Annotated in this window: 11 protein-coding genes; 7 read left to right on the top strand and 4 right to left on the bottom strand. The window is 63.7% G+C overall.

What is annotated here, in order from left to right:
• Position 1 precedes the first annotated feature (1 nt).
• The 5 genes from ACYVRU_RS04415 to ACYVRU_RS04435 all read left to right on the top strand — a co-directional run bounded on the left by ACYVRU_RS04415 (position 2) and on the right by ACYVRU_RS04435 (position 4,517).
• Positions 2-550, top strand: a complete 549-nt coding sequence (locus ACYVRU_RS04415; protein ID WP_237418782.1) for a shikimate kinase — start codon at positions 2-4, stop codon at positions 548-550.
• Positions 532-1,641 (top strand): 3-dehydroquinate synthase, encoded by a 1,110-nt coding sequence (gene aroB / locus ACYVRU_RS04420; RefSeq protein ID WP_161127492.1) that lies wholly within the window; start codon positions 532-534, stop codon positions 1,639-1,641. Before ACYVRU_RS04415 ends, aroB begins: the two co-directional genes overlap by 19 nt.
• Positions 1,638-2,087, top strand: a complete 450-nt coding sequence (gene aroQ / locus ACYVRU_RS04425) for a type II 3-dehydroquinate dehydratase (protein WP_161127491.1) — start codon at positions 1,638-1,640, stop codon at positions 2,085-2,087. The genes aroB and aroQ overlap by 4 nt, the downstream gene beginning before the upstream one ends.
• A 152-nt stretch (positions 2,088-2,239) precedes the next feature.
• Entirely contained in the window at positions 2,240-3,385 is a 1,146-nt protein-coding gene (locus tag ACYVRU_RS04430) for a M24 family metallopeptidase (RefSeq protein WP_302233612.1), read from the top strand.
• Positions 3,386-3,569: 184 nt separating this feature from the next.
• Positions 3,570-4,517: a YczE/YyaS/YitT family protein gene (locus tag ACYVRU_RS04435; RefSeq protein ID WP_161127489.1), complete on the top strand. Its 948-nt coding sequence runs from the start codon at positions 3,570-3,572 to the stop codon at positions 4,515-4,517.
• 250 nt (positions 4,518-4,767) lie between these two features.
• Here the strand turns inward: ACYVRU_RS04435 and ACYVRU_RS04440 are convergent, their stop codons facing one another.
• From ACYVRU_RS04440 to ACYVRU_RS04455, 4 genes are all read right to left on the bottom strand, one after another.
• On the bottom strand, positions 4,768-5,511 hold the full coding sequence (locus ACYVRU_RS04440) for a ferric reductase-like transmembrane domain-containing protein (RefSeq protein ID WP_161127488.1): 744 nt from the start codon (positions 5,509-5,511) through the stop codon (positions 4,768-4,770).
• A gap of 120 nt (positions 5,512-5,631) precedes the next feature.
• Positions 5,632-6,219, bottom strand: a complete 588-nt coding sequence (dmsD, locus tag ACYVRU_RS04445) for a Tat proofreading chaperone DmsD (protein WP_161127487.1) — start codon at positions 6,217-6,219, stop codon at positions 5,632-5,634.
• A gap of 2 nt (positions 6,220-6,221) precedes the next feature.
• Positions 6,222-6,848, bottom strand: a complete 627-nt coding sequence (locus ACYVRU_RS04450; RefSeq protein WP_114540457.1) for a DMSO/selenate family reductase complex B subunit — start codon at positions 6,846-6,848, stop codon at positions 6,222-6,224.
• Positions 6,849-6,859: 11 nt separating this feature from the next.
• Positions 6,860-9,343, bottom strand: coding sequence for a molybdopterin-dependent oxidoreductase (locus ACYVRU_RS04455; protein ID WP_114540458.1), 2,484 nt, complete (start codon positions 9,341-9,343; stop codon positions 6,860-6,862).
• A 261-nt stretch (positions 9,344-9,604) separates the two neighbouring features.
• On the opposite strand from ACYVRU_RS04455, the gene ACYVRU_RS04460 reads away from it, so the two are divergent.
• Positions 9,605-11,125, top strand: a complete 1,521-nt coding sequence (locus ACYVRU_RS04460) for a helix-turn-helix transcriptional regulator (protein WP_114540459.1) — start codon at positions 9,605-9,607, stop codon at positions 11,123-11,125.
• Positions 11,126-11,290: 165 nt separating this feature from the next.
• A complete protein-coding gene (gene efp, locus ACYVRU_RS04465; RefSeq protein WP_114516453.1) occupies positions 11,291-11,854 on the top strand; it encodes an elongation factor P in 564 nt (187 codons plus the stop codon).
• Positions 11,855-12,121: the final 267 nt, after the last annotated feature.

The following is a 12,121-nucleotide window of genomic DNA, read 5'->3' on the forward strand; positions in this document are numbered from 1 at the left end:
GATGGCAGAACGCATGGAGCTGACTCGCCCGGTCTTTTTCGTCGGGTTCATGGGCGCCGGCAAGACGTCGGTGGCCCGGCGCCTCGCCCGCACGTGCGGCGCGGCCTCGGTGGACATGGATACCTACATCGAGCGCCGCGAGGGCAAGAAGGTGAAGGAGATCTTCGCCGAGGGCGGCGAGGAGGGATTCCGCGCCATCGAGACGGACGTGCTGCGCGAGCTGGGCGCTAAGCCTGACCCTTTGCTCATCTCCTGCGGCGGCGGCGTGGTGGTCACGCCGGCCAACCACGACGTCTTCCGCGAGGCCGGCTTCGTGGTGTATCTGGAAGTGACCGCCGACGAGGCCGCCAGCCGCATCAGCGATACGTCTACCCGGCCCTTGTTCCAGAACCTGGAAGCGGCCCGGGCCCGCTGCGAGGAGCGCCTGCCGCTGTACGAGGCGGTGGCCGACGTGCGCGTGAGCACCGCTGGCAAATCGGTGCCGGTCATCGCGCGGGAAGTGCAGCGCATTTTGGAAAAGGAGGGAATCCTGTGCCCGCAACAAAGATAGTGGTCAACATCCCCGGCGAGGCGCCCTACGACGTGCGTATCGGAGCCACGGTGCTCGCCGGCCTCGGCGAGTCGGTGCGGCGGCTCGATGGCGTGGGACGGGCGCCGCACCTGCTCGTCCTCACCGATTCCAACGTGGGGCCGCTGTATCTGGAAGAGGCCAAGTCGTCGCTGAAGGCGGCGGGCTTCCGCGTGAGCGATATCGTCGTGCCCGCGGGGGAGGACTCGAAGTCGCTCGCGGTGGCCGGGGAGATCTGGTCGGCCATGGCATCGCTTGGGCTCACGCGCGACTGCGCCGTGGTGGCCCTCGGCGGCGGCGTCGTGGGCGACTTGGCCGGGTTCGTCGCTTCTACCTACATGCGGGGCATCCCGTTTGTGCAGGTGCCCACTTCGCTTCTGGCCATGGTGGATTCCTCGGTCGGCGGCAAGACCGGCGTGAACCTTCCCGAGGGGAAGAACCTCGTGGGCACGTTCAAGCAGCCGGCCTACGTGTGCGCCTCCACGGCGGTGCTCGCCACGCTGGACGACCGCGAATGGGCCTGCGGCTGCGCCGAGATCGCCAAGGCGTCGGTGATCGATTCCGACGAGTTCTTCTTCTGGATGATGGATCACGCCGCCGCCCTGGAGACGCGCGATCCGGTGGTGGTCACCGAGGCCATCGCGCGGTCGGTGGTGTTCAAGGCCAACATTGTGGCCGAGGACAAGACGGAGAGCCGCGGGGTGCGCGAGTGCCTGAACTACGGGCACACCCTGGGGCATGCGGTGGAAGCGCTCGCGGGCTATGGGACGTTCTCCCACGGGGCTGCGGTGGCCGAGGGGATGCGCTTCGCGGCGCGCCTCGGCGTGGATGTGGTGGGCACGTCGGCCGAGCTGGTGGATGCCCAGGACGAGCTTTTGGACGGGCTCGGGCTGCCGGCGCTTGACTGGTCGGAGCCGGCCGATGAGATGCTGGCCGCCATGAAGCGCGACAAGAAGACCCGTGCCGGCGAGGTGCGCTTCGTGCTGCCCCGTGACATCGGCGACTGGGAACTGGTGGCCGTGCCTGACGACGTGATTTTGGAGCATCTGCGCCGGTGGGAAGCTTCCAAATGAAGAAGATATTGCTCATGAACGGGCCGAACTTGAATATGTTGGGGGTGCGCGATCCGGCCATTTACGGGTCGGACACGCTTGAGGCCATCGAGGAGATGGTGCGTGCCTACGGGGCCGAGCATGGCTGCGAGGTGGACTGCTTCCAGTCGAACCACGAGGGCGCGCTCATCGATCGGCTGCATGCGGCTCATGGCAACTACGACGGCATCGTGTACAACCCCGGGGCCCACACGCACTACTCCTATGCGCTGCATGACGCCGTAGAATGCATCGACGTGCCGGTGGTGGAGATCCATATCTCCGACATCAGCAAGCGCGAGGAGTTCCGTCGCACCTCGGTGATCGCGCCGGCCTGCATCGCCCAGGTGAAGGGCCTCGGCAAAGAGGGCTACCTGCGCGCACTGGATATTTTGCTGGAAAACGCTGTGGCCGAAGGTAGCGAATAGCCCGATAGGGTAGGACGCCGGTGCGACGGGGCGTCCCGCGCGCAGGTTGCGCAGCGAACGGAACAGTCCAGTGAACTGTTCCGCCGAGCGAGCCATTGCTTGAGCACGGGATGCCCCGTCGCACCGGCGTCCGGACGAACCAGGAGGAATTCATGACGGTATTCGACGAATTGAATGATCCGAAGGCCTGCGAGCGGCATCTGGCTCGCTTGCGCGAGACGTTTCCCGAGCTGGGCGTGGGGGCGTTTCTCGTGCGCGACACGTCGAACGTCCAGTGGCTCACCGCCTTCGACGATGTCTTCGACGAGGAGGCGGCTCATGCTCTGTATGTCTGTCCCGACCACGCGTGGCTGCATACCGACTCGCGCTACGTGACGGCCTGCGAGAACGCCGCGCGGCACAAGCCTTTGGAAGTGAGCGCCGAGCGCGAGACCCACGCGCAGTTTGCCGTCAAGCGGTGGGGAGGCCGGCCCTCCGGGGCCGCCGATGCGCTTTTGGGCATCGAGGACGGTGTCTCGCTCGCCGAGTACCGCTGCTTGCAGAAAGCGTTCGCCGAGGCCGATGCCGGGGAGCCTTTCGTGGAGACCGACGGCGTCGTGGTGGGACTGCGCGCGGTGAAGGATCGCTACGAGATCGCGCGGATGCGCGGCGCCCAGTCCATCACCGACGCCGCCTTCGAACACATCGTTCGCTATATGCGCCCGGGCATGATGGAGCGCCAGGTGCAGCTGGAGCTCGAGGAGTTCATGCTGCGCCATGGTGCCCAGGGCCTGGCGTTCCCCTCCATCGTGGCCACCGGGCCCAACGGCGCGAGCCCGCACGCCATCCCCGGCACCACCATGCTGGAGGCCGGCCAGTGCGTCGTGCTCGACTTCGGCGCCCGCTCCTACGGCTACTGCTCGGACATGACCCGCACGGTCTTCCTCGGCGAGCCCGACCCGGAGATGCGGGCGGCGTGGGACGCGCTGCGGGAGGCCAACGAGTCCGTGGAAGCTATGCTTCGACCCGGCGTCACGGGCAAAGAGGGCCACGAGCAGGCCGAGGCGGTGCTGGCGGCGGCCGGCTTCGGCGGCCGCATGGGCCACGGCCTCGGCCACGGCGTGGGCATCGACATCCACGAGGAGCCGGTGCTCGCTCCGCGCAACGAGCGGCCTCTCGTGGCCGGCAACGTCGTCACCGTGGAGCCGGGCATCTACCTGCCGGGCAAGTTCGGCATGCGCCTGGAGGATTTCGGCGTCGTGACCGCCGACGGCTTCGACGTGTTCACCAACTCCACCCACGACCTCGTGGTCATCTAGGGCTTCGCCTTGTCGCCGTTGCGTCGCCGTCGTTCTGCCGCTCGTCGGTGGTGAGCGGTTGAGTTTGCGCCATCTAACCTTTGCGCAGTCGTGCTCGCGTATTTTCTGCGAACCGCGTCTCTTCCCGTGCTATAACTGAAAGGTATTTGCACGCCGCGACACCGGAAAGGACGGTGAGGAGACGATGACGGAACGGAAGATCAATCGTGGAAGCGAGATTCGGACCAAGGGAAAATCCATGGGGCGCGAGCGCTCGGGCGCATCTGCCGATCCGTCCGACAGACCCTCGCCGCAAGCCGGCGGCTTAAAGACTGCGTCTTCGGCCGAAGGCGTCCGAGGCACTCAAGACGGTCTTCCTCCTTCGACGAAATCTGCGGAAGGCTCGGCCGCCGCTCTCGCCGAGCGATCGCTGACGCTGCGCGCCGCCCTGTTTCTGACGGGCCGCATCGCGCTTATGCTGGCGGGCATCGCGGTCATGGGGCTTGGCATCGACATCGTCGTGAAGGCCGATTTGGGCAACTCGCCCATCTCCGCCACGCCCAACGTGCTTTCCATCGGCTTCACAATGGTGAGCTTCGGCACGTTCATGCTGGGGTGGCAGTGCTTTCTCGTGCTGGTGCAAATCGCTCTTCTTCGTCGGGAGTTCCGTCTGGTGGACTTGTGGCAGATTCCCATCTCGGTGTTCTTCGGCGTGTGCATTGACGCCTTCATGGCACTGCTCGGCCCCGCTGCGCCGACGAGTTATGTCGCCTCGTGGCTGTGGCTTATCGGCGGCATGGTCGTTCTCGCGCTGGGCATTGTGATGACGGTCGTCTCGGGCACGGTCATGAACTGCGGCGAGGCCGTGGTGCAGGCCGTGGTGCGCAAGACCGGCGCCCGGTTCGGCACCGTGAAGGTGGGCTTCGATCTCGCCTGCGCGGCCTTGGCGTGCCTGTGCGCGTTCCTGTTCGTGGGTCATTTGGCCGGCGTGCGCGAGGGCACCTTCGTCTGCGCCGCCTTCACCGGCGTCATCGTGAACGCCTACATGGGCCTCTACGGCAAGCTGCGCGACGCCGCCCGCAGACGGCGCAAAGGGACGGAGAGGCCTTCCGCCGACGAGCCGCAGGGCGCCCCCGCAACAGAAGAGGCGTAGGCGACAGGGCCGAAAGAAGCGCCACTGCCGACCGATCGTCCAACAGGGTGACGTGTCCGGGCAAGAATAAGCTCCCGATGGGGCGGAAAATTCGACTTGTTAGACTTTGGGGATCGTAAGCGCCGAGTATCGCGGGGCAAAACTGACGAATAACGTAAATAGCAGGTCTTATCGGAGCTGCTTTGCCAAACAAGAAATCTAACAAGTCGAAATTTTCGCCCATATCGAAAGGGGTAGTTTGCTCGTGCCTTTAAGCGGCATCTCCGACGGCCGCCTCTTCTTCTATGGCGATGGCTGGCGTTGCGCTCGCGTCCTCCTGCGTCTCTTCATGGCGCTCCGCAACAGCTTTGCCCAAACGCAGTATTCCGTAGGCTCCGAACACCGCCGTATACACGAAAAGCGATTCTTGGGCGGCAACGCCTCCGTGTAGGGCAGCAGGAAGAAGCATGAGCGCAAGATGGCAGAATATCAGAGCGAAGAATAAGTAGGCGAATCGCTGGATGCGCGTCCAGCGACGGCTGCTCATGGCCCGCTTCACGATGCCGAGGGACGTCACGCCAAGAAGAGCGAGCAGCACGAAGAGTGCGACGGCCACGCCGAAGGCGACGGCAACATTGCTGTTGATGCTCGCATTGCCGAGCAGTCTGGGCAGGTAGGAGCCAAGGTACACGGCCATGTGCCCGAGGCAGAGAATGCAGGCAATAATGGACAGCTCGGCCCTGATCGGCTTCATTCGACGGTAGAGAGTCTGCTCCTTGCCGAGGCAACCTATGAGCATGACGACTGCGAAGAGGGCGACGGCAAGCTCGCACTTTTGAATGAGATCGACCAGGGGCATCCACAGCCAGCGGGGAACGCCGAAGGTGGCACCAAAGAAGTAGAGAAGGACGAGCATCGCGGCAATGCTGTAGAAGAGAGAGGGATGAGCCTTGAGAGGGCTTCGGAGGAGGTAGGCCGCCACTGCCGCGATAATCAAGAGAAAGAGGAAATTCATAGGGGCTCCTAAGGTTGCCGAAGGGCGAAGCTGACTGCATGGACCAACTTCACGTGAGAAAGAGAAGGGCGTCCGACGAAGGGGAGGGTCGGACGCCCTTGAAACGGGGAGGGACTAGGATTACCGCGACTGGGCGATGGCCTCCAAAGTGAGCAAGGCGAGGCGCCCCAGCGGCTCGTACAGGGTGCCGGCGGCCGCTGGCCCAAGCTGTTCGAAATAGCGCAGTGCCCAGGTCATCAAGTGCTCGTCCAGAAAAGGGCCGACCTGGTCCGGCTGGTTGTCGGAAAGCCAGCTGAGAAGCACGAGCATGCGCCCAATGTGGTCGACGGGCTCGCGACTTTCCCCTTCGTGCAGCTGGATGCCTCGGGCGCGCATCCAGCGCTGCAGGGCGACGCACGAATCGCCGAACAGCACCGACTCCGAGTCGAGGTAGACCGACCCCCACGGGGGCGCGGCGAGCTTGCCTGGCCCCACGAACAGCCGATGGTAGTCGCGGTCGAGGTCAGCAGGGTCGGCCCCGACCGTGCACTGGAGCTGCTCGCCGATTTCCTCCAAGGCCGCCTTATCGCCATAGGGCCACTCGGCCGGAAGATCCGCGGACGCCAGGCCCTCCAAAAGCAGTTTGGCTGTCGAAGAAGAGGGCTTCTCAAGGAAGAGCGTTCCCAGTACCAGCGCGCAGGGCGCGGTGTTCTCAGCGGGCGCGTTCATGGCTACTCCACTTCGAGGGGGTTGGCTAGGTAGCCCTCGTCGAGGTTGTAGGTGTCGGAGTCGATGGCCTGGCAGCTTCCGATGACGAGGTTGGGGCCCGTGGTCGGCTCGGGCAGGGGCGGCACCTGGCAGAGATCGCCGTGCTTCTCGCGCAGCTCGTCGATGGGGCCGAACTCCAGAGCGCGCAGCGGGCAGGAGCCGACGCACATGGGCTGCTCGTCGTTGCGCACGCGGGCCAGGCAGCCGTCGCACTTGCGGGAGACCGACAGCTCCGCATCGATGCGCGGCGCGTCGTAGGGGCATGACTTCTGGCAGGTGCCGCAGCCGATGCACACTTCCGGGTCGGCGTTCACAAGGCCCGTCTCGGCGTCTTTCCGCATGGCGCCCGTGGGGCAGTTTTCCACGCAGGCGGGGCTGTCGCAGTGGTTGCAGGAGACGGCCAGATGGTAGTTGAAAGCCGTCTTGTTCCACGCCCCCTCGGGGGTTTTCTCCCAGCTGCCACCCTCGAAGTCGTAAATGCGGCGGAACAAGATGTCGGGCCCCAGGTCGTGGTAGTCCTTGCAGACGAGTTCGCAGGTTTTGCAGCCGGTGCAGCGCGAAGAGTCGAAATAGAAACCGTATTGCGTCATGGGAAGCCTCCTTAAGCCTTCTCGACCTGCACGAGCGTAGAGCCGGTCGACGGGCAGTTCTTGGAAATGGGCGACCAGTGGTGGCCGCTCAGGGTGTTGGCGTTGGCACCGATGTCCACGCCGTCGACCACCTCGCGCCGGTGGGCATGGGGCATGCCCACGACGCCGGGCATGATGCGCGCCGTCACGCGGGCCATGATCTCCACCTCGCCCCGGTCGTTGAACACGCGCAGGGTGTCGCCGTTTTCAATGCCGCGCGGCTCGGCGTCGATGGGGTTGATCCACAGGCAATGACGGCAGGCCTGCTGCAGCTCCTCGATCACCTGGTAGCGGCTGTGGAACTGGTTTTTCGCCTTCCAGGTGGAGAACAGGAGGGGGTAGGTCTCGTTAACGTCGGCCACGCCCTCGATCTCGGGGAAATAGCTGGGCACCGGCCGCACCACGTCGCGCTCCCCGTTGTGGAACGTCCAGGTGTCCCGTATGGTGGCCAGGCGCTCGGAGTACAGCTCGATCTTGCCCGAGGGAGTCGTCCGGGGGCGTCCTTCCGGGTCCTCGACGTAATCTTTGAGCGCGATGAAGGGGACGGCCTCGACGGGATCGCGCCAAAAGCCCATCTCCAAGCCCTCCTGGAAGGACGGGGCGTTGCCGTTGGGGGCCGAGGGGCGACTGTACTCCTCGTAGCGGGTCTCCATCCATTCCTCCCATGTCTTGCCTTCGGTGAACTCGTCGCGCAGGCCGAGGCGCTCGGCGAGATCGGCGACCCAGTCGTAGGAGAGGCGGCATTCGAACTGCGGCTCTTGCACGGGGCGGCCGAAGACGAAGCCGAGCGCGGAGCCGCCGGTCACGGTGGAGACCATGTTCATGCGTTCCTGGTACATGAGATCGGGCAAGATGATGTCGCAGAAGGGCAGGGAGGTAGACATGATGACGTCGCAGCCGAGGATGAACTCGCACTTGCTCTCGTCCTCGAGGATGGTGGCCGCCCAGTTCAAATCCGAGCTGGAGTTGCCGAAGCAGCCGGCCTCGTAAAGAGCGAGGAACTTGATGCCGACCTCGAGCTTGTCGCCACCCTGGATGCCGTCGGTCAGTGCGGTCATCTCCAGGGGATGGTCCATGGCGTTGAAGCGCCCGGAGATGGAGATCTTCTTGGTGACGGGGTTTTCGCCGATGGGCACCGAGTTCCACATGCCGCCGTCGAAGTTCATCTGCATACCCTTGCCGTTGAGCCCCGGGCAGGTGCCCGCTCGGCCGATATTGCCGGTGATGACGGGGAGGGCGGCGATGGCGGCGGCGTTCCATTCGCCGTTGTGGCGGCGCTGGGGCCCGAAGCCCTGGGTGATGAAGCAGGTCTCATGGTCGGTTATGAAGTGCGCCAGGTACGTGATCTTCTCGGAGGGAAGGCCGCAGATGGGGGCCGCCCACTCGGGCGTCTTGGGGATATTGTCGTAGCCGGTGCCCATGATGTAGTCCATGTAGGAGGAGTTCGCCGGAGCCGATTCGGGCATGGTGTCGGCGTCGAAGCCGACGACGTATTTGTCCAGGAAGGCCTTGTCGTGCTTGCCCTCGCTGATGATGACGTAGGCGATGGCGCTTGCCAGGGCGCCGTCGGTGCCGGGGTAGATAGGGAACCACTCATCGGGGTTGCCCGAGGACCCCTCGCCCAGGCGGTAGTCGACGAAGGCGACGGGGATGCCGGCTTCCCGCGCCTTGGCCACCTCGTACACTTCCCCCATTCCGCACATGCGCGATTCGCCCGAGCCGCAGCCGAAGAACAGCCCGCAGTCGGCATCTTTAATGGCGGAGGTGTTGCTTCCGAGGCCACCGGCACAGTCGAAGGTCTGGCCGTCGAAGCCGAAGAGGTAGTTGGCGGTCTGCGCGATCTGTCCGTTGGACTCGGAGTTGATGGTTCCCAGATGTCCGCCGGTGAGGTTGAACAGGCGCTGGATGGGGTAGTTGCGGGTTCCCGTTGCGCACAGGAAGAACGCCTCGGGCCCGTAGGTGTCAAGGGTGTAACGGTACTTCTCGGCGATGATGTCGAGCGCCTCGTCCCAGCTGATGCGCTCGAACTCGCCTGAACCGCGCTTGCCGGTGCGCTTCATGGGGTACTTGAGGCGATCGGGGCTGTTGATCCACTTCCGCACAGAGCGCGCCTTCAGGCAGGAACGGAACGAGACGCCACCGAACTCGTCGTCGCCTTCGGTGTCGTTGTCGACCCAGCGCAGGGTTCCATCCACGACGTGGCACTTCAGGGGGCAGGCGACGAAGCCGCAGTGGCAGCAGCTCTGCCAGATGACCTCTCCCTCCTCGGGGATGTCGTTGGCCACGACGTCGGTGGTTCCCGTTTGCGCGAGGTCTTCGCCCTTCTCTGCCGTTTGGGGTGCGCAGCCGAAGAGGGAGCTTGCGGCCCCTGCTCCGGCCATGGCCGCTAAGGCCGATAGGGTAGAGCCCTTGACGAACCCCCTCCGCGAGACGGTCCTCTCTGTTGCTTGTGCCATAAATGGTCTCCTTTCTCCTCGAGGCGACACCCCTCCGGTGTCTGTGCCGTCTGATGCCAGTTTGGCCTCGGAAGAGCGGCTTGTGTGAGACCCTGTTTTGGTGAAAAGTCGTTTTCAGCTGTCAACCTTTTTCGTGAATTACCGAGAAATGCCTGATGGCAGAGAGATTGGAGAGGAGCGAAAGATGCCCCGCTTGCGGCGGTTCTCCTCCTGATCTGGTAGACTTCGGTTTGTTCGCAGTTGAAGAGGGGGTCGCAATCGGTGAAGCTGTTCGATGTGGGCAAGGTCGTTTCATCGTCGATCGGCATGGCGGCGGCCATGTCGCTCTCGTCGCTGTTCTTGTGGAAAAGCGACTGGCTCTCTGTCCCTTCGGGGGCCTTCTACGGTTCCCATGGCGTGGGAATTGCAATTGGCGTCGTGGTGAGCGCGGTGGCGATGCTGTGGTGCACTCTGTCGCGGCGGTCGCTGCGCCATTTCGGGATGGGCGTGGTTCCCTGCGTCGCCCTTGCGAGCTTGCTCGTGTCCGGCCTGCCGATGGTGGAGGGGACGGCTCAGTGGGTGCTCGGCATCGCGATTCCCGTTGCGGGCTCCTATGCGCTTGTATTCTCGTGGTTCTACGTTATATCGTTGCGCGATATCGAGGTCAGTTTGATGACGCTGCTCTTGGCATGGGTGGTGAGCTTTTTCGCAAGGACGTTCTTCGAATCCTTTACGGGCGCGGCGGTGACGCTGGCGATTTCAACGGCCCTTATGGCCGCCAGTTGGATATTGCTTCTCGCGCAGAACCGCCAGATCGACCTTGCCTCGCCGATGGCGACGTGCTCTTTCGCTGACAACCGGGTGAGCTATATCCACGGGCTCGGCAGTTTCTGGCGCAGCGTGCTGTACTGCGGAGCCTTTGCCTTTCTCGGCGGAGTGGTGCGGTTTCTCTCCATCGACACGACGGCGATGACGTTTGTCAACTACGGTTCCGCGCTCGCGGGGCTGTTCGCCCCCATCGCCCTTATGCTGCTGTGGCGGTTTCGGACGGTGCGCTACACCATCGACGGTGTGTTCCGGCTGGCGTTTCCCCTGATCGTGGTGGCTCTCGGGGCGCTTCCGTTCGCCTATGGGACTCCGCTTGTCGTTGCGGCCGCGCTTCTGTACATGATTTACAGCTTTCTGTCGCTGAGCGTTCAGATCCTCGCCGTTCAGGTGTCGCACGACTACGGCATCGACCCGGTGTTCTGCCTGAGCTTCCAGACGCTCGTTTGCGTAGCCGCGCAAGGTCTGGGGTACCTTCTGGGCGCTTTGGCCCCCTGCGGCACGGCATTCGACGTCTCCCCGTATGCCGTTATAGCTCTCGGGTCGGTGTGCTTTCTGGCGCTTGTTCTGTACGGAACACGGGCGCTTCATCCCTCGCGCTCGGAGACGAGCCGGCCCATCGAGTTCCTGTCGCTGGCTCGGACGCGGGAGGGCGCGACCGATCCGGCGTCGGATGGCGCCATCGACTTGGATGCGGACGACGCGATCGCGGAAGAGGCCCTGGGAGATGCCGAGCAGCCGCACTACGAGGATAAGACGGCCCTCCGGTGCGACCTCATCGGGAGGAAGTACGCCTTGTCGCAGCGGGAAATCGAGGTGATGGCCCTGGTGGCGCGAGGGCACACCATCTCCTCCATCGCCACGGAGCTGTTCATTTCCGACAACACGGTGAAGACGCACCTGCGCCGGCTTTACCAGAAACTGGACATCCACAAGAAACAGGAGCTGTTCGCCCTCATCAACAGCTACGTCGATTAGGGGCGATTAGGGGTCGATGGAGGGATGCTTGTCCTCGTCGACCTGCGTCCTCTCATATTTTCTTTGCGAAGAGGGCGCGAGACGGCTATACTGTACCAGTTTGAACCAAACGCGGCGGGCGACCAGAGGGTTTGCCGCAGCGCGTGAGCAGGAAAGGAAGCATCCGTGGCAAGCATTTCTACCGCCGATTTCAAGAACGGCATGTGCATCATCAACAACGGCAAGATGTGCACCATCGTCGAGTTCCAGCATGTGAAGCCGGGCAAGGGCGGCGCGTTCGTGCGCACCAAGCTCAAGGACATCAAGACCGGCCGCGTGGTCGACTACACCTTCAACGCCGGCACGAAGTTCGATTCCGTGCGTCTTGAGTCCAAGAAGATGCAGTACCTCTACAACGACGGCGCCGATTACTGGTTCATGGACAACAGCACGTTCGAGCAGATGCCCGTCTCCGCCGATATGGTGGGCTCCGCGGCCGACTGGCTGAAGGAGAACGACGAGGCGACGCTTCTGTACGCCGGCGACGAGCTCATCAGCCTGGAGCCCCAGATGTTCGTGGAGCTCGAGGTCACCCACACCGAACCGGGCTTCAAGGGCGACACCGCCACCAACACGCTGAAGCCGGCCACGCTTGAGACGGGCAAGGAGGTGCAGGTGCCGACGTTCATCGAGATTGGCGACGTCCTGCAGATCGACACCCGCGACGGCCGCGTCATCAAGCGCGTTTAAAGTTCCGCGCCGCTTCGGTGATCTCGAGGGCTCCCTTAGGGGAGCCCTTTTTGTGCTTTGGGCAAAACGCCGTCGCGTTTTTTCCGAAATATTGCGTTTGTTAGCATTCACGGACTCGTTTTCGGAGCGCTGCCCCTTCCGATGCGGTGAATTTGGGCGCAATTCCTCCGTTTTGAGCTGAAAACAGAGTCAAACGGAGGCGAATAGCCCCTCTTCACGCTAACAAACGCAATTTCTTGGAAAAAATGGGCATGCAACTGTTCTGGA

The sequence above is a fragment of the Adlercreutzia sp. CNCM I-6216 genome, from assembly GCF_977113345.1.

Bases quoted from the DNA above. Each gene is read 5' to 3' on its own strand.
- ACYVRU_RS04415 (WP_237418782.1), top strand. From the start codon at position 2: ATGGCAGAACGCATGGAGCTGACTCGCCCGGTCTTTTTCGTCGGGTTC.
- aroQ (WP_161127491.1), top strand. From the start codon at position 1,638: ATGAAGAAGATATTGCTCATGAACGGGCCGAACTTGAATATGTTGGGG.
- ACYVRU_RS04430 (WP_302233612.1), top strand. From the start codon at position 2,240: ATGACGGTATTCGACGAATTGAATGATCCGAAGGCCTGCGAGCGGCAT.
- ACYVRU_RS04435 (WP_161127489.1), top strand. From the start codon at position 3,570: ATGACGGAACGGAAGATCAATCGTGGAAGCGAGATTCGGACCAAGGGA.
- ACYVRU_RS04440 (WP_161127488.1), bottom strand. From the start codon at position 5,511: ATGAATTTCCTCTTTCTCTTGATTATCGCGGCAGTGGCGGCCTACCTC.
- dmsD (WP_161127487.1), bottom strand. From the start codon at position 6,219: ATGAACGCGCCCGCTGAGAACACCGCGCCCTGCGCGCTGGTACTGGGA.
- ACYVRU_RS04450 (WP_114540457.1), bottom strand. From the start codon at position 6,848: ATGACGCAATACGGTTTCTATTTCGACTCTTCGCGCTGCACCGGCTGC.
- ACYVRU_RS04455 (WP_114540458.1), bottom strand. From the start codon at position 9,343: ATGGCACAAGCAACAGAGAGGACCGTCTCGCGGAGGGGGTTCGTCAAG.